We start from the raw sequence: 16,174 nt of genomic DNA, 5'->3' as shown, positions 1-16,174 counted from the left end.
AGGATCGGGCCATGTGGCGCAATACGCTGATGATGACGCTCCGGCGGCTGACGCTCAATCGTGCCTATGCCGCGATCAACATCGGCGGGCTCGCGCTGGGGCTGGCGGGGTGCCTGATAATCCTGGGCTATGTCCGCTACGAGCAGAGCTATGATAGCTGGCTGCCCGATCACGGGCGCATGTATCAGATCCAGTCGACGATCCGTCCCCCTGGCCAGCCGGTCCTGCAGACGCAGGCAAGCCCGTTCCCCTTGCACGATCTGCTGCCCGGCGGGTTTCCGCAGATCGAGGCGCTGACTTCGGTCGCTTCGGGAAAGACCGTCACCGAGCGTAGCGGCCAGCCGATGTTCCTCGACGCGACCACCGTGGACGACGCCTTTTTCAAGGTCTTCGCGCTGCCCTTCGCGCAGGGCTCGGCGGCAACTGCATTGCCCGACACCAACTCGATCGTGCTGACCGAGAGCGAGGCGGTTCGCCAGTTCGGCACCGCCAACGCGCTGGGCAAGCTGCTGAGCCTCGGCGCTGGCGACGGCAAGCGCGACTATCGCGTCACCGGCGTGCTGCGTGATCTGCCGCGCAACACCAGTCTGAAGCTGGGCGTTCTGTTCCGCCAGGATCTGGCGCAGATCCAGTATCGCGGCTGGGGCAATATCAATCAGCAGCATTTCGTGAAGCTGCGCCCCGGTGCCAGTGCCGTGGCGATCAATGCCGCGCTCCCCGCCTGGGAAAAGCGCGCGATCCCGCCCGAAATGATCGGCGGCAAGCCGGCGGCGATGTCCGATATCCTCGACTTCCAGCTGGTTTCGCTGGGCGACGTCCATCTGGGCGCGGCGCAGGAAGCGGCGATGCGGCCCGGCGGCGATCCACGCTCGCTTGCCACCTTCGCGATCATCGCCTTGCTGACGCTCGGTATGGCGGTGATGAACTTCGTCAACCTGACCACTGCGCGGGCCGTCCAGCGCGCGCGCGAAGTGGCGCTGCGCAAGGTGCTCGGAGCGACGCGTGGCCAGCTGTTCGTCCAGTTTTTCGGCGAAAGCGTGCTGATTTCCGCCGCCGCGATGCTGATCGGGCTGAGCGCCGCCGAACTGGCGACGCCGTGGATCGCGCATATGCTCGAGGCCGACCTGCAGATGGCGTATCTGGGCGAGCGCGGCATGGCGCTGCCGGCGCTCGGGCTGTTCGCAGTCACCGCGCTGGCGGGCGGTCTCTATCCGGCTTTCTATCTCAGCCGGTTCAATCCCGCCGCGGTGCTGCGCGGGGCCAATCGCGCCTCAGCCGAGACGCCGGGTAGCGGACGCCTCCGCGCCGCGCTTGTCGTGGTCCAGTTCGCGATCGCCATCGGGCTGATCGCCAGCACGTCGATCATCTGGTCGCAGACGCGCTTCGTCGAAACCGTGGACCCCGGCTATCGCCGCGACGGTCTGGTGCAGATCGCCAATGCCTGGCGCTTCACTCAGGGGTCCGAATATGAGGCCGCGCGCAAGGAGATGCTTGCGATCCCGGGCGTCACCGGTACCGGCCGGACCGGGCTGGGGCTCGCCTCCACCGACAAGTCGGTGCGGCTGATGCGCGCGCCCGGCGCGACGGAGTATCTCTCGATGGGGATTTTCGGCATCGACGCCGATTTCCTTCAGACGATGGACATTCATCTGCTTGCCGGCCGCCTGCTCGGCGATCGCTTCGCTACCGACCGGATCACCGGCGCTGCGCCTCCCGAACTTGCCGCACGCGGGATCAACGTGGTGGTCAATCGCACCGCCGCGGCCAGGTTCGGCTATCGCACGCCACAGGCGGCGCTGGGCAAGCCGGTGCAGATCGCGTTCGATGGCTGGGTGATGGTCCCGTCGACGATCGTGGGGGTGGTCGAGGATACGCGGTTCCGCACGGCGCGCGATGCGATCGAACCGATCGTCTATGTCTATGATCCCGCGCGTACCAGCCAGGTGCTCGTCCGCTATACCAATGCGCGCCCCGGCGAAGTCATGGCGGCGCTGAACAAGGTCTGGCGCAGGTTCGAGCCCGAGATTCCGTTCGAAGCGCGCTTCGCCGACGATATCGTCCGCGAACTCTACGCTGCGGATCGCGCACGGACCCTGCTCTTTGCGGGCTTCTCTGGTCTCGCGATCCTGATCGCCTGCCTGGGCCTCTACAGCCTGGCTGCCTTCGCCACCCAGCGGCGCACGAAGGAGATCGGTATCCGCAAGGTGGTGGGCGCGCGCGTGCGCGACATCGTGCGGCTGCTGGTGTGGCAATTCTCGAAGCCGGTGGTCATCGCCAATCTGATCGCCTGGCCGGTCGCCTGGTGGGCGATGCGCGACTGGCTCAACACCTTCGACGCCCGCATCGATCTTGGCCCCGGACCCTTCGCCGTCGCGGGCATCCTCGCTTTCGCAATCGCCGTCGCGACCGTCGCGGGACAGGCGATCCGGGCCGCCCGGATGAACCCCATTCACGCACTTCGTTACGAATAGGACACGAACTATGTGGCGCAATTATCTGGTCGTGGGCGTGCGGGCGCTGGTGAAGAACCGCACCTACGCGCTGATCAACATCCTCGGCCTCGCCATCGGCATGGCGGCGTGCCTGATGATCCTGCTCTTCGTCCGCTATGAGTTCAGCTACGACAAGTGGCTGGAGAACAGTGAGAATGTCTATCAGCTCCAGAGCTGGTACGATCCCTCGGTCAATACCGGCGGCAATTCGAAGCTGCAGATGTCGCCCTATCCCAGCGCCGCGGCGCTGAAGAAGGATTTTCCGCAGGTTGAGCGGCTGGTCTATGCTCAGCCGAGCGAACCGGTGGTGATGAAGGACGGTCAGGCCTCGACCGCGCAGAACTTCCTCTATGCCAACGACGATTTCCTCGCGGTGGTGCCGCTGCCGATGTTGCACGGCAGCCAGAATGCGCTGGCTCAGCCCAACAGCGCGGTGGTGACCCGGTCAGAGGCGTTACGCCGCTTCGGCACCGAGAATGCCATCGGACGCACGCTTACCGTGATCAGCCGTGGCCAGATGCGCGATTTTCGCATCACTGGCGTGCTGCGCGACTTGCCGACCAATTCGCACATGCGGATCAATACGATCGCACGCATCGATTATGAGAGCTGGTACGCCAACGGGTCGAACAATCTCAATTGCTGGGGCTGCCAGAATGGCTGGGTATGGGCCAAGTTGAAGCCCGGTTCCGATGCGAAGGCGATGGAGGCGCAGTTCCCGGCCTGGGAGAAGCGCAACATCCCCACCGAAATGGCGGGCGATTCGCGCTTCAATGCTGGCGACGAGCAGGACTGGCGGCTGATCCCGCTGCACGAAATTCATCTGGGTCAGGGGCAGGGCGGAGCGATGACTCCCGGCAACGACAGCCGCACGATCCTGACCTTTGCAGTGATCGCACTGCTGATCCTCGGCATGGCGGTGATCAACTTCACCAACCTCGCCACCGCCCGCGCCAGCCAGCGCGCCCGCGAAGTGGCGTTGCGCAAGGTGCTGGGCGCGACGCGTCGTCAGCTGATCTTCCAGTTCATCGCCGAATCGGTGCTGATCTCGATGATCGCGATGCTGATCGCGCTGGCGTTCGTCGAACTGCTGATGCCGGGCCTTGCCCGCTTCCTCGAGGCGGATATCCCCGTCCGCTATTTCGGCGCGGGCGGAATCCTGCTGCCGGTCATCGGACTGATGCTGACGGTCGGGGTGCTGAGCGGCATTTATCCCGCCTTCTTCCTCTCGCGCTTCCAGCCTGCAACGGTGCTCAAGGCGAACAAGTCGGCTGCCGAGGCCGGGGGGACCGGCCGGTTGCGCAATATCCTCGTGGTCGGCCAGTTCGCGGTTTCGATCGGGCTGATCGTGTGCACGATCGTGGTCTATGCGCAGACGGTTTACGCGCGCACGGTCGATCCCGGCTACAAGCGGGATCACATCCTGCAGGTCGAGGAACTCAACCGCTACACCGTGTTCGACAAGGCGGAAGCGATTGCGGCGCAGACCGCACGCCTGCCCGGCGTCAAGGCTGTCGGGCTGACCGCCATCGGCATTGCGACCCGCAACAATAACGGCACCAACGTGATGGTGCAGGGCAACCCCGATCCGATCGCGCTGGGCAATTATCCGGTCGATATCGGTCTGAAGGACGCGATGGGGTTGGAACTGCTGGCCGGACGCTGGTTCGACGAGCGCGAGATGGACGACATGACCCTGCCGCTGAACCCCGACCTCGAGAAGGAAAGGGTGCTGGTGGCGCGAGGGGCGAATATCGTCGTCAATGAAAGCGCGGCGAAGCGGATGGGCTTTGCCACCCCCGCCGAGGCGGTCGGCAAGACCGTGCGCGCGGCGCTGGTCGACAATAGCCTCGGGCTGGTGCCGGTTACGATCGTCGGCGTGATGAAGGATGCCCGCTTCCGTTCGGTGCGGCAGACGCAGGACGCACTGTTCTTTTACAAGACCCGCGCCGGACAATCGCACATGATCGTGCGGTTTGAGGGCGATCCGGCGGTGGTGCGCGCCAATGTCGAGCGGATGTGGAAGGGGATGGTTCCCGACGTGCCGTTCAACGCAAGGTTCAGCGAAGAAGTGATGCTCGAACTGTACCGCGCCGAGGATTCACGCGCCAAGAGTTTCGCCGGTTTCGCGGTGCTGGCGGTCATCGTCGCCTGTCTCGGCCTGTTCGGCCTGGCTGCCTTTACCGCCGAGCGCCGCACCAAGGAGATCGGGGTGCGCAAGGTGCTCGGCGCGCGCACCTGGGACATTGTCAGGCTGCTGGTGTGGCAATTCTCGAAGCCGGTGGTGATCGCCAATCTGATTGCATGGCCCGTCGCATGGTGGGTGATGCGCGACTGGCTCAACGGCTTTGACGGGCGGATCACGCTGGGACCGGTGCCGTTCCTGATCGCCGGCGTTCTCGCGCTCTGCATCGCGGTCGGCACGATCGGCGCTCATGCCTTCCGCGTGGCGCGCGCCAATCCGATCAACGCCCTGCGCTACGAATAGGAAGTCCGGAACAGCCGATCGGCGGGCAGACCCTGAATCCCCCGCCGATCGCGCCTTCCGTCCGGGATTCGCTCGCCACCTGCCTCAAGTTGGCGGATCCCGGACGGACCCTTGTTCCAAACCCTCCCTCGCGAGGGGGAGGATTTTCTTCACGCAAACGAAAAGGGCGCCCCGTGAGGGGCGCCCTTCGTGCATCGCAAATCCCGGCACCGAAGCGCCGGGAAGCCGATTACATGGTGTTGCCTTCGGTGACGTTGGCTTCGACCGGTGCAACCGCGTTGTCGACGGTGGTGTTCGAGACGACGTCGATGTCGACGACGTTCTCGACAACCGTGTTCTCGACGACGGTGGTGTTGTTGGTGGCGGTCGGCTGGCAGGCGGCGAGAGTCATCAGGCCGGCGGCAGCAGCAACAATGAGGACCTTCTTCATTTCATTGCTCCCAATGGAAACGTTCAAGTTTCGCGGCCGGCCCGAATGCCGACGCGAAGTCCGATGCAATAACGGTCGTTACGCCTGCGTCAATTGCAATTCGATGGCCGGAATGGGGCGATTGCCTCGCTCCGTCGCAAAGTGCGTCTTCCGCACTGCAAAATGAACGACTTACAACGCAAAAGGGGCGCCCCGAAGGACGCCCCCTGATCGTTCCCGGCTCGCGAGGAGCGGGAAGGCGATTAGAGCGTGTTGCCCGTGGTGTTCTCTTCCACGACGTTCTCGACCGGAAGCACTTCGTTCTCGACGGTGTTGGTGTCGTAGTCCGAAACGTTCGCCTCGACGGTGTTGGCTTCGGTGGTGTTGTTGGTGGCGCCACCGCAAGCGGCGAGCGACAGCAGACCGGCCGAAGCCGCGACGATGAGGATCTTCTTCATTTAATAGCTCCCAATGCAAACCCAGTCACCACCCCCCAGGCTTAAACCCTATGGCGTGACGGGTGATTGCATACCGCACCGCGCCATAGGGTCAATCGTAAATTGAGCCCAGCAGGCAGAATTGGACATATTTTTGCCCAATTTACGCCACGAGTCCGCCTCGGGTCTTCCTTGGCGCGGTTTCAGAGCCCCGGGCGGGGCGTGACGGGGCCGATATCCTCCGGCGCATTGGCGACGATCGCCAGCATCGCCGTCCATGCCGCGACATTCTGGCGCAGCTGTTCCGGGTCGATCTTGTCCAGCGTATCGTCCGGCGTGTGGTGCAGGTCGAAATAGCGTGTCCCGGTCTGGGCCAGATCGATCGCGGCGACACCGGTGCGCATGATCGGACCGACATCGGCGCCATCCCCGGCGATGTCGCGGCCGCGCGTGATGCCCAGCGGGGCAAGTGCCGTCGCCAGACGGTCGGCGACCGGCGCGGCGCTTGCCGGGAGGTTCACGTCGAACTTCCAGATCCGGTCCGCGCCGAAATCGGATTCGGCCGCCAGCACATGTTTGTCGCCCTTGTGCGCTTCGGCATAGGCCCTGCCGCCGAAGATGCCGACTTCCTCCGCGCCGAACCACACCACGCGGATCGTGCGGCGCGGCTGGCCCGCGTCCATCACCCGCTTCGCGGCGGCGGCGGTGATCGCCACGCCGGCCGCGTCGTCGAACGCGCCGGTGCCCAGGTCCCAGCTGTCGAGGTGGCCGCCGATCAGCACGATCCCGGCGTCGGGATCGCTGCCCGGCACTTCGGCGATGACGTTGCCCGATTCGCGCTGGCCGACGAATTCAGGGGTCAGCAGCAAGCGGACACGCACCGGCTGGCCGCGCTTGATCACGCGCTCGAGCTGCTCCGAATCGGGCAGCGACAGCGCGGCTGCGGGAATGGGCTTCACGCCCTCGGGCCAGCTGGTGCCGCCGGCGTGCGGATTGCGGTGATAGTCGGTGCCGATCGAGCGGATGAGGATCGCGACGGCACCCTTCTTCGCGGCGGCGGCCGGGCCGGCGCGGCGCACCTGTCCGAACGGGCCGTAGGACGATCCGTCCTGCGTCGCATGCATGGCGTGGCTGACGAAGGCGATCTTCCCCTTCAGGCTGCCCTCGGGCGCGGCCTGCAGGTCGGCGAAGGTCGGGAAATAGACGATCTCGGCTTCGATACCCTTGGGACCCGTCGAGCCCGAATTGCCCAGCGCGGTGAGGATCAGCGGCTGCGGAAAGGGCGAAACGATCGCTGCCTTCTCTTCCCCGCGCACCCATACCGGCATCATGTACGTCTCGATCCGAACGTTCTGGAATCCCATCGCCTTGAGCTTCTTCACCGCCCAGTCACGGGCGCGCGCTTCGGCTTCGGTCCCGGCCAGGCGGGGCCCGATCTCGGTGGTCAGCCCCTCGGTGATGTCCCAGGCGTAATCGTCCTTCAGCGCGGCGTCGCGCAGTTCGGCGGGCGAGGTCTGGGCAAATGCGCAGAGCGGAGCGGAAAGGGAGAAGGCGAGGGCCGTCGCGGCGAGGATCGTTTTCAGCATTGCCCCTGCATATCGCCGCCGGATCGGAGCGTCACCCGTTAAGTCCCGCCAGATGCCCGTCAACTCGCGCCTCGCGGCGGAGATCCGGCGTTCCTGGGCGACGGCGTGCCGAACGGGCATTTCGAGATCGACCGCGATCTTGTGCGCAACCACGCCTATGACACCGCGTTGCGCGCGCCGGTGCGTCCGGGCATGCGTATGCTCGAGATCGACACGGGCACCGGGCATCCTCGCGCGTCCGCGTTGCCAATCGGCTGACCCGTCGCTACATCGCGGCCAACTTTCCTGCAGTCCATTTTCGTACAACGGAGCTTCCCGTGGCCGCTCAATACGCCTTCGTCATGAAGGATATGACCAAGACCTTCCCCGGCGCGCCCAAGCCGGTGCTGAGCAACATCAACATCCAGTTCTATCAGGGTGCCAAGATCGGCATCGTCGGCCCCAACGGCGCCGGCAAGTCGACCCTGATGAAGATCATGGCCGGCGTGGACAAGGATTTCACTGGCGAGGCATGGCCGGGCGAGTACATCACCGTCGGCTATCTGGAGCAGGAGCCGCAGCTCGATCCGACCAAGACCGTGCTGGAAAACGTCAAGGAAGGCGCGCGCGAGACCGCCGATCTGGTCGATCGCTTCAACGCGATTTCGGCCGAGATGGGCGATCCGAAGGACGACACCGATTTCGACGCGCTGATGGAGGAGATGGGCGAGCTCCAGACCAAGATCGACGCAGTCGACGGCTGGAGCCTCGACAATCAGCTCGAGATCGCGATGGAAGCACTGCGCTGCCCGCCGGGCGACTGGCCGGTCGAGAATCTCTCGGGCGGTGAACGCCGCCGCGTCGCGCTCACCCGCCTGCTGATCCAGAAGCCGTCGATCCTGCTGCTCGACGAACCGACCAACCATCTCGACGCCGAAAGCGTTGAATGGCTGGAAAATCATCTCAAGGAATATGCCGGCGCGGTGCTGATGATCACCCACGACCGCTACTTCCTCGACAATGTCGTCGGCTGGATCCTCGAAATCGATCGCGGCAAGTATTTCCCCTACGAAGGCAATTACTCCACCTATCTGGAGAAGAAAGCCAAGCGTCTGGAGCAGGAGGATCGCGAAGAGTCCGGCCGCGCCAAGGCTATCAAGGACGAACTGGAGTGGATCCGTCAGGGGCCGAAGGGCCGCCAGACCAAGTCCAAGGCGCGTATCGCCAAGTTCGACCAGCTGGTCGAGCAGCAGAAGAACCGCGCGCCCGGTAAGGCCCAGATCGTCATCCAGGTGCCCGAGCGTCTGGGCGGCAAGGTGATCGAGGTCGAGAACATCTCGAAGGCCTATGGCGACAAGCTGTTGTTCGAGAATCTCTCGTTCACCCTACCCGCCGGCGGCATCGTCGGCGTGATCGGTCCGAACGGCGCCGGTAAGTCGACCCTGTTCAAGATGATCACCGGTCAGGAAACGCCGGATACCGGCACGATCGAAATGGGTTCGACCGTGCGTCTGGGCTATGTCGACCAGAGCCGCGACCATCTCGATCCGTCGAAGAATGTCTGGGAGGAAATCTCGGACGGCCTCGATTACATGAAGGTCAACGGCCACGACGCCTCGACCCGCGCCTATGTCGGCGCGTTCAACTTCAAGGGCGCCGACCAGCAGAAGAATGTCGGCAAGCTCTCGGGCGGTGAGCGCAACCGCGTGAACATCGCCAAGATGCTCAAGCGCGGCGGCAACGTGCTGCTTCTCGACGAACCGACCAACGATCTCGACGTGGAAACGCTGGGCGCGCTGGAAGAAGCGATCGAGAATTTCGCAGGCTGCGCCGTGGTCATCAGCCACGACCGCTTCTTCCTCGATCGTCTCGCGACGCACATCCTGGCGTTCGAAGGCAATTCGCACGTCGAATGGTTCGAGGGGAACTTCGAGGCGTATGAGGAAGACAAGCGGCGCCGTCTGGGCGATGCAGCGGATCGTCCTACGGCGCTGTCGTACAAGAAGCTGACCCGCTGATGACGAACCGGGCGCCTGCGTAATGGCTCGCAAGGTGCCCGGCTTCGGCGAAACGCTCGACCAGTGGCTGGTCGCCGAGGGGTTGGTTCCTGACGACAATGGCGCGTCCGCCATCGCCGATGTGCGGCGCGTTCGCGCGATGCTGATCGCGGCGGCGCGCGAGCGGCGGGTGATCAGCTATTCCGAGGCGCTGGGCGGACTGGGCCTGCGCTTCACTCGCCCCAAGATGCGGGGATTCTGCAAGACCCTCGACAAGATCGACGAAGCCGGCGCTGCGGCGGGCGAACCCGGCCTCGCGGTGCTGGTCGTCCGCGAGAGCGACCGCCTGCCCGGGCAGGGCTGGTGGAATGGCGCGCGCGAGGCTTATGGCTATGACGGCGAGTGGACCGGACCGGAAGCCGCGAAGCTTGTGAAGCGGTTGCAGGAAACGGTGTTCGACTTTTGGGCGGAGCGGGCATGAGCATCACCTGTTATCGCTGGGTCGAACCGATCGAGACCGTCGTCGAGCCGCTTCTTACCCTATACCGCGCCATCTTCGAGGATGCGGACGACGCCTATCTCACCTCCCGCCTGCCCGAACTCGTCGATCCGATGCTATGGATCGCGGAGGATGGCGAGGGCTGGGTGGGGTTCAAGCTCGCCTATCGGCGCGGGGCGTCGTTGCTCTATTCGTGGCTGGGCGGAGTGCATCCGCGCGTGCGGGGGCGGGGTGTCGCCGCGGCGCTGATGCTGCGCCAGCATGAGGCTGCGCTGGCGGACGGGTACACCCATGTCGAAACCCGCACCCGCGCCGCCAACAATGCGATGCTGATCGCGAACCTGCGTCACGGCTTCCATGTCTGCGGCCATGAAGTCGATGCGCGCGGCATCCCGGTGGTGACGCTCCGCAAAGCGCTTGCTTGAACTGGCAGGTTCCCTTGATTCATGTTAACCCACATCCCTGTGCAGGCTTCAGGGGGGCACGCATGAACATCTATCATTATATCGTGATCGGTCTGTTCGTCGCCTTTGTCGCGGCGGACCATTTCGGCCGCCGGACGCAGTTTCCGGACGTGCGCTACTGGCGGGTGATGGGGGTGATTTCCTTCATCCTCTATTTCACCATCGCCACCTATGCGCCGTTCCTGTGGGACAGCTGGTTCGGCGCGAACCAGTTGATCGACGGATCCAAGCTGCCCTTCTGGGCGCAGATCGTCACCGGCTTCCTGATCCTCGAATTCGGCATCTATTTCTGGCACCGGCTGATGCACAGCTGGGATCCGCTGTGGCGCGTCACGCACCAGATGCACCATGCAGCCGAACGGGTGGATATCTGGGGCGCCTATTATTTCCATCCCGTGGACATGCTGGGCTGGGCGCTGCTCGGCTCGGCCTGTCTGGTCGGCATCTTCGGGATGACGCCCGAGGCGACGCTGATCGTCGCGATCTTGACCAGCATCCCCGGCATGTTCCAGCATGTGAACGTCCGCACGCCGCACTGGCTCGGCTATTTCGTCCAGCGTCCGGAAAGCCACATGATCCATCACCAGCGCGGCGTGCACGCCTATAATTACGGCGATATTCCGCTGCCGGACATGATCTTCGGCACCTTCCGCAACCCGCGCGAGTGGGACGGCGAGAATGGCTTTCATCCCGGATCGACGCATCAGATCGGCGAGATGCTGGTGTTCCGGAAGATCAGCTGAACGCCGTCCTCGTCTGGATCGCCGAGCGCCGCGCGAAGCTGATGCCGCTCGCGCTGGTGCTGGCGATCTTCGCGGCGCCGGTGCTTGCCACCCTGTGGATGACGGCGGTGCCCGGCAAGAGCTGGTCCGGGCCGCTACCTGCCCTCACCGGTGCCGAGCGCGATCTTGCCCGGCACCTGCGCGGCCATGTCGAGACGATCGCGGCCAGGCCGCATAATCTCGGTCATCCCGAAGCGCTGGAGGAAGCCGCCGGCTATCTCGAAACCACGCTTGCGGGCATGGGCTATACCGTCAACCGCCAGCCCTTCGACGAGGGCCGCGCGCGCAATCTCGACGTGGTGATCGAGCCCGCCGACAAGTCCGCTCCCACGCTGGTGATCGGCGCCCACTACGACAGCGCCTTCACCGCGCCCGGCGCGAACGACAATGGCAGCGGCACCGCCGCCACATTGGAGTTGGCCCGCCGCGTCGCCGATCTGCGCGGCAAGGCGCCGGTGCGCATCCGGCTGGCCTTTTTCGTCAACGAGGAGCCGCCCTTCTTCCAGACCGAGATGATGGGCAGCCTCGTCTATGCCCGCCGGCTGAAGGCCAGCGGCGAGCGCGTCGACGCGATGCTCTCGCTCGAAACGATGGGCTATTTCCGCGATACGCCGGGCAGCCAGCGCTATCCGTTCCCGCTGAGCCTGCTCTATCCGGACACGGGCAATTTCATCGCCTTTGTCGGCACCGTCTCGTCACGCCCGCTGGTGCGCCGCACCGTTGCGTCGTTCCGCGAGGTTGCGCACTTCCCCAGCGTCGGCGGCACCGCACCGGCATTCGTGCAGGGGATCGACTGGTCCGATCACTGGGCGTTCGAACAGGCGGGCTTCCCCGCGCTGATGATCACCGACACCGCGCCGTTCCGCTACCCGCACTATCACGGCGTGAAGGACACGCCCGACAAGCTGGATTACGACCGGCTGGCGCGTGTGGTCACCGGCCTGGAGCAGGTGATCCGCAGATGGCGTCCCGCGAGTTAGTGCGCCGCGGCAAGCTGGGTGATGCAGCCGCCTTCCAGCTTCACCGTCGCCTGCCCGGCGTTGCCTTCACTGCTCTTGAAATCCAGCGTGACGCTGTTGCCCTCGGCCGACTTCACATTGCTGACATCGATCCGAGCGCCGGGCGACAGGCTGCCGAGGAACCCCGCCAGCTCAAGCTGGTCCCCAGGTCCGATCACGAACATCGCGCCGGGCTTGAGATAGCTGCCCATGCCCTCCTGATCGGCAGCGTTCAGCGCGGTGAAGAACTTCTCGACCACCTGCGAATTGGTGTTGTCGGGGTTGGCCGAGGGAACGCACGTTGCGGTCACGGCGAGCAGGCTGAGCATCAACGGCATGGAATCCTCCCTTGGTTGCGGCGGAAGGTGCAGCCATTACCGGGGCTTGTCGAGCCTTCCGTAACATGAAGGAAGGTGCGATTGCCGCTGGTCGGCTACGCCTCTAGCATCGCCGCATGACCCATGATCCAGCCCTCGTCACCCGCGCCTATGAGCTCGCCCGAAAGTCGTATGACGAGGGTGGTTGCCCGATCGGTTCGGTCCTCGCGCGCGGGTCCGAAATATTGGGGGAGGGGCATAATCAACGCGTCCAGAAGGGCGATCCGATCGCGCATGGCGAAATGGACGCGCTGCGCAATGCGGGGCGTCAGGCCAGCTATGCCGGGACGACGCTCTACACTTCGCTCAGCCCGTGCATGATGTGCGCGGGGACGATCGTGCAGTTCAAGATTCCGCACGTCGTGATCGCGGAGAACACGACGTTCGGCGGAAACGAGGACTTTCTGCGCAGCCACGGCGTCACGGTCGAGATCGTGAACGACGCGCGCTGCATCGACCTGATGCAGCGCTTCATCGCCGAGAAGCCGGCGCTGTGGAACGAGGATATCGCCGAGGACTAGCGCCGCGCCGCCGCGCTCGCTTCGCGGATATTCTCGAACTCGAACCCCGCCCGCCAGCGCGGCCATTCGCGCGAATTGGCGAGTTGCTCGCCCATGTCCAGGAACAGATCGACATCCTGCGCCGCCGCCGCGAAGTTCCACTTCGGGTCCCACGCGTCGCAGGCCTGATGATAGCATTTCATATAGCCGTCGAGCCATGCCTGACCCGCGGTCGTCCCGCCCTCGCGCAGGTCGGGCGCGCCGCCCAGCTGCATGATCAGCAGCGACGGCACGCCGCGCCGCGCGACCGAGAAATGATCGGCGCGGAAAAACAGGCCGCGCTCGGAAAAGGTCTCCGGCGTCACCACGCGCTCCTGCAGCTTCGCCGCATCGGTCAGCAGATGGTCCAGCGTCGAATTGCCGTTGCCCACCAGCACGACATTCTTCGAAAAGCCGCCGGTGTTGAGGATGTCGAGCGTCAGGTTCGCGACGGTCTTTTCCAGCGGATAGAGCGGGTGGCTGCCATAATATTCGGAGCCGAGCAGCCCGCGTTCCTCGCCGGTCCACAGCGCGAACACCATCGTGCGTTCGGGCGGCTTGGCGGCCTTGAACAGTCGCGCCAGTTCCAGCACGCCGGCCGTGCCCAGCGCATCGTCGTTCGCGCCCGGCCGGATCGTGCCGTCCGCCGCCTTGCCATAGGCGTCCCAATGCGCGCCGAACATCACCGTCTCTTTGGGATACAGGCTGCCGCTGATCTTCGCGATCACATTGGCAGTCTGGATCCGCTCGACGCTGACGTTCAGATTGGCGGTGAAGTTCACGCCCTTCATCTCGACCGGGCGGAAGCTCGCCGAGCGCGCCTGTACCCGCAGCGCCTTCAGGTCGAGCCTGGCGCGAGCGAACAGTCCGTCCGACGCTTCGTTGGCGATCCAGCCCTGGAGCGGGATCTTGCTGTCGCCCGCGGCGCGGACGATGTCGTAATTCTCGCCATTGTTGGCGGTGACCGTCGACCAGCCATAGCCGACCCCGGCGCTATCGTGGACGATCAGCGCAGCCACCGCGCCGCGCTTCGCCGCTTCGTCGAACTTGTAGGTCCAGCGGCCATAATAGGTCATCCGGCGATCGCCGAACTTGCCCTTGGCATCCTCGCCGTCGAGCGCTTCGAAGTCGGGGTCGTTGATGAGGAAGACCGCGACCTTGCCCTTCAGGTCGACGCCCTTGAAATCGTCCCAGCCCGCCTCGGGCGCATGGACGCCATAGCCGACGAATACCGTCGGCGCATTGACCGCGATCCTCTCCTTCGCGCCCACCGTGGTGACGCTGATCGCCTTGCCCTGCTCGACGGTTTCACCGCCGAACGCCATCGTTCCGCCGGTGATCTTCGTATGCACCATCGGCACGCGCTGGACGAAGGTGCCGTTGTCGCCGCCCGGTTCCAGCCCCAGCGCCTTGAAGCGATCGACCAGATACGCGACCGTCTTCTCCTCGCCCGGCGTCCCCGGCCCGCGGCCTTCGAACTCGGGCGAGGCGAGGGTCTTCACCATCTCGGACAGGCGCGCCGGATCGGTCTTGCGCTCCGGCGCGCTGGCCGCCGCCAGCAGGAGAAGGGGAAGAGACAGGGCAAATAAACGCATCACTTACGCTCCAGCAAACTCATGGCGACGATCGCGATCCACGCTGCGATAAAGCCGGGCACGATCTCGTACAGGCTTGCGCTCCAGCCAAGCTGGATCCATGCGATCACCACGCCCGCGCCGACGACCATTCCGGCCATCGCGCCGTTGCGGGTCATGCGCTCCCAGGTCAGGCTCAGGATGATCACCGGCCCGAACGCTGCGCCGAACCCGGCCCATGCGTTCGACACCAGCCCGAGCACCGACGATCCCGGATCCCATGCCAGCGCCAGCGCGACCAAAGCCACTGCCAGCACCGAAAGCCGCCCGACGGTCACCAACTCGCGCTGGCTCGCGTCGCGCCGCACGAAGCGGCGGTAATAATCCTCGGTCAGCGACGAAGAGGTGACGAGCAGCTGTGCCGCGATGGTCGACATGATCGCCGCGAGGATCGCGGCATAGAGGAAGCCGGTGATCAGCGGATGGAACAACAGGTGCGAGAGGATGATGAACACCTTCTCGCCATCGTCGATCGGGACGCCCTTGATCGTCGAATAGGCGAAGCCGCTCATCCCCACGCCGATCGCGCCGATCAGCGCCACGGTCATCCACACCATGCAGATGTTCCGCGCGATCGGCATTTCCTTCACGTCGCGGATCGCCATGAAGCGGACGATGATGTGCGGCTGGCCGAAATAGCCGAGCCCCCATGCGGCGGCCGAGATGATCCCCAGCACGCTGGTTCCCGCGAACCAGTCGAGCCGCGCGGGATCGGCCGATCGGATCGCGTCGGTCGCGGCGCCCAGGCCGCCGACTTCGCTGATCGCGATCACCGGCACCAGCACCATCGCGACGAACATGATGCAGCCCTGCACGAAATCGGTGAGGCTCACCGCCAGGAAGCCGCCGAACATCGTATAGACCACCACGACCGCGGCGGTAATGAACAGGCCGGTCGCATAGCCCTGTCCGAACGCGCTCTCGAACAGCTTGCCGCCCGCCACCATGCCGCTGGCGGTGTAGATGGCGAAGAACAGGATGATCACCGTGGACGAGACCAGGCGCAGGCCGTCGCCATTGGCCCAGCGCTTGCCTAGATAATCGGGGATGGTGAGGGCGTCGCCCACCTCGACGGTTCGAGTGCGCAGCCGCGGGGCAACGATGATCCAGTTGAGCAGCGCGCCGACGACCAGGCCGACCGCGATCCATCCGGCCGAGAAGCCGGTGGCGTAGAGCGCGCCGGGCAGGCCCATCATCAGCCAGCCCGACATGTCCGATGCGCCCGCTGCGAGCGCAGTCACCGCCGGCCCGAGCGATCTCCCGCCGAGCATATAGCCGTCGATATCGCTGGTCGATTTGCGCCACGCATAGATGCCGATGCCCAGCATCAGCGTGAAATACACGCCAAGGCTGATGATCACTCCGGTTTCCATTGGCCCGCTCCCCCTACATCGTCACCCCGGCCTTGTGCCGGGGTCCACCGGGCAGTCCGGTGATGTCTTTTCGCCTCTCGCTTCAGCGTCACCACACGCCCCGCCTGTTCACCGCGTGTG

The 16,174-nt window shown here is 64.9% G+C and carries 15 protein-coding genes; 9 read left to right on the top strand and 6 right to left on the bottom strand.

Features of this window, described 5'->3' with window-relative positions:
- Positions 1-11 precede the first annotated feature (11 nt).
- Together HHL13_RS06210 and HHL13_RS06205 are read left to right on the top strand one after the other, a co-directional pair.
- Positions 12-2,471 carry an FtsX-like permease family protein gene (locus tag HHL13_RS06210; protein ID WP_169554849.1) on the top strand — a complete coding sequence of 820 codons (2,460 nt, stop codon included), beginning with the start codon at positions 12-14 and terminating at the stop codon, positions 2,469-2,471.
- A gap of 10 nt (positions 2,472-2,481) precedes the next feature.
- The gene (locus HHL13_RS06205) at positions 2,482-4,980 is read left to right on the top strand and encodes an ABC transporter permease (protein WP_169554848.1); all 2,499 of its coding nucleotides are present in this window, start codon (positions 2,482-2,484) and stop codon (positions 4,978-4,980) included.
- Positions 4,981-5,209: 229 nt separating this feature from the next.
- On the opposite strand, the gene HHL13_RS06200 is transcribed toward HHL13_RS06205, so the two are convergent.
- From HHL13_RS06200 to HHL13_RS06190, 3 genes are all read right to left on the bottom strand, one after another.
- A complete protein-coding gene (locus HHL13_RS06200) occupies positions 5,210-5,410 on the bottom strand; it encodes a hypothetical protein (protein ID WP_169554847.1) in 201 nt (66 codons plus the stop codon).
- 242 nt (positions 5,411-5,652) lie between these two features.
- Complete coding sequence (locus HHL13_RS06195; protein ID WP_169554846.1) at positions 5,653-5,847, bottom strand: hypothetical protein; 195 nt, start codon at positions 5,845-5,847, stop codon at positions 5,653-5,655.
- A 182-nt stretch (positions 5,848-6,029) separates the two neighbouring features.
- Positions 6,030-7,412 (bottom strand): M20/M25/M40 family metallo-hydrolase, encoded by a 1,383-nt coding sequence (locus HHL13_RS06190; RefSeq protein ID WP_169554845.1) that lies wholly within the window; start codon positions 7,410-7,412, stop codon positions 6,030-6,032.
- Between the two features lie 105 nt (positions 7,413-7,517).
- Between HHL13_RS06190 and HHL13_RS06185 the strand changes: the two genes are divergently transcribed.
- The 6 genes from HHL13_RS06185 to HHL13_RS06160 all read left to right on the top strand — a co-directional run bounded on the left by HHL13_RS06185 (position 7,518) and on the right by HHL13_RS06160 (position 12,113).
- On the top strand, positions 7,518-7,670 hold the full coding sequence (locus HHL13_RS06185) for a hypothetical protein (RefSeq protein WP_169554844.1): 153 nt from the start codon (positions 7,518-7,520) through the stop codon (positions 7,668-7,670).
- Between the two features lie 59 nt (positions 7,671-7,729).
- Positions 7,730-9,409, top strand: coding sequence for an energy-dependent translational throttle protein EttA (ettA, locus tag HHL13_RS06180; protein ID WP_169554843.1), 1,680 nt, complete (start codon positions 7,730-7,732; stop codon positions 9,407-9,409).
- 22 nt (positions 9,410-9,431) lie between these two features.
- On the top strand, positions 9,432-9,869 hold the full coding sequence (locus tag HHL13_RS06175; RefSeq protein WP_169554842.1) for a ribose-phosphate pyrophosphokinase: 438 nt from the start codon (positions 9,432-9,434) through the stop codon (positions 9,867-9,869).
- Positions 9,866-10,312 carry a GNAT family N-acetyltransferase gene (locus tag HHL13_RS06170; protein ID WP_169554841.1) on the top strand — a complete coding sequence of 149 codons (447 nt, stop codon included), beginning with the start codon at positions 9,866-9,868 and terminating at the stop codon, positions 10,310-10,312. The genes HHL13_RS06175 and HHL13_RS06170 overlap by 4 nt, the downstream gene beginning before the upstream one ends.
- Before the next feature lie 62 nt (positions 10,313-10,374).
- Positions 10,375-11,094 (top strand): sterol desaturase family protein, encoded by a 720-nt coding sequence (locus tag HHL13_RS06165; protein ID WP_169554840.1) that lies wholly within the window; start codon positions 10,375-10,377, stop codon positions 11,092-11,094.
- A 41-nt stretch (positions 11,095-11,135) separates the two neighbouring features.
- On the top strand, positions 11,136-12,113 hold the full coding sequence (locus HHL13_RS06160; protein WP_169554839.1) for a M28 family peptidase: 978 nt from the start codon (positions 11,136-11,138) through the stop codon (positions 12,111-12,113).
- Here HHL13_RS06160 and HHL13_RS06155 read toward each other — a convergent pair.
- On the bottom strand, positions 12,110-12,469 hold the full coding sequence (locus tag HHL13_RS06155) for a nuclear transport factor 2 family protein (protein WP_169554838.1): 360 nt from the start codon (positions 12,467-12,469) through the stop codon (positions 12,110-12,112). The two genes, HHL13_RS06160 and HHL13_RS06155, sit on opposite strands and share 4 nt — an antisense overlap.
- Before the next feature lie 116 nt (positions 12,470-12,585).
- Between HHL13_RS06155 and HHL13_RS06150 the strand changes: the two genes are divergently transcribed.
- A complete protein-coding gene (locus tag HHL13_RS06150) occupies positions 12,586-13,029 on the top strand; it encodes a nucleoside deaminase (RefSeq protein ID WP_169554837.1) in 444 nt (147 codons plus the stop codon).
- Here the strand turns inward: HHL13_RS06150 and HHL13_RS06145 are convergent.
- Both HHL13_RS06145 and putP read right to left on the bottom strand, forming a co-directional pair.
- Positions 13,026-14,642 carry a M28 family peptidase gene (locus HHL13_RS06145; protein WP_169554836.1) on the bottom strand — a complete coding sequence of 539 codons (1,617 nt, stop codon included), beginning with the start codon at positions 14,640-14,642 and terminating at the stop codon, positions 13,026-13,028. The genes HHL13_RS06150 and HHL13_RS06145 overlap by 4 nt on opposite strands.
- Positions 14,642-16,054 (bottom strand): sodium/proline symporter PutP, encoded by a 1,413-nt coding sequence (gene putP / locus HHL13_RS06140; RefSeq protein ID WP_169554835.1) that lies wholly within the window; start codon positions 16,052-16,054, stop codon positions 14,642-14,644. The genes HHL13_RS06145 and putP overlap by 1 nt, the downstream gene beginning before the upstream one ends.
- Between the last annotated feature and the right edge of the window lie 120 nt (positions 16,055-16,174).

It is taken from the genome of Sphingomonas sp. G-3-2-10 (assembly GCF_012927115.1).
Taxonomy (GTDB): domain Bacteria; phylum Pseudomonadota; class Alphaproteobacteria; order Sphingomonadales; family Sphingomonadaceae; genus Sphingomonas.
The sequence above is the reverse complement of the archived record's forward strand: the minus strand, read 5'-3'. Positions and strand labels throughout refer to the sequence as shown.

Excerpts from the sequence above, each read along its gene's own strand:
- HHL13_RS06150 (WP_169554837.1), top strand. The coding sequence starts at position 12,586 with ATGACCCATGATCCAGCCCTCGTCACCCGCGCCTATGAGCTCGCCCGA.
- HHL13_RS06205 (WP_169554848.1), top strand. The coding sequence starts at position 2,482 with ATGTGGCGCAATTATCTGGTCGTGGGCGTGCGGGCGCTGGTGAAGAAC.
- HHL13_RS06210 (WP_169554849.1), top strand. The coding sequence starts at position 12 with ATGTGGCGCAATACGCTGATGATGACGCTCCGGCGGCTGACGCTCAAT.
- HHL13_RS06160 (WP_169554839.1), top strand. The coding sequence starts at position 11,136 with ATGCCGCTCGCGCTGGTGCTGGCGATCTTCGCGGCGCCGGTGCTTGCC.
- HHL13_RS06155 (WP_169554838.1), bottom strand. The coding sequence starts at position 12,469 with ATGCCGTTGATGCTCAGCCTGCTCGCCGTGACCGCAACGTGCGTTCCC.
- putP (WP_169554835.1), bottom strand. The coding sequence starts at position 16,054 with ATGGAAACCGGAGTGATCATCAGCCTTGGCGTGTATTTCACGCTGATG.
- HHL13_RS06145 (WP_169554836.1), bottom strand. The coding sequence starts at position 14,642 with ATGCGTTTATTTGCCCTGTCTCTTCCCCTTCTCCTGCTGGCGGCGGCC.
- HHL13_RS06200 (WP_169554847.1), bottom strand. The coding sequence starts at position 5,410 with ATGAAGAAGGTCCTCATTGTTGCTGCTGCCGCCGGCCTGATGACTCTC.
- HHL13_RS06195 (WP_169554846.1), bottom strand. The coding sequence starts at position 5,847 with ATGAAGAAGATCCTCATCGTCGCGGCTTCGGCCGGTCTGCTGTCGCTC.
- HHL13_RS06190 (WP_169554845.1), bottom strand. The coding sequence starts at position 7,412 with ATGCTGAAAACGATCCTCGCCGCGACGGCCCTCGCCTTCTCCCTTTCC.
- HHL13_RS06165 (WP_169554840.1), top strand. The coding sequence starts at position 10,375 with ATGAACATCTATCATTATATCGTGATCGGTCTGTTCGTCGCCTTTGTC.
- HHL13_RS06170 (WP_169554841.1), top strand. The coding sequence starts at position 9,866 with ATGAGCATCACCTGTTATCGCTGGGTCGAACCGATCGAGACCGTCGTC.
- HHL13_RS06175 (WP_169554842.1), top strand. The coding sequence starts at position 9,432 with ATGGCTCGCAAGGTGCCCGGCTTCGGCGAAACGCTCGACCAGTGGCTG.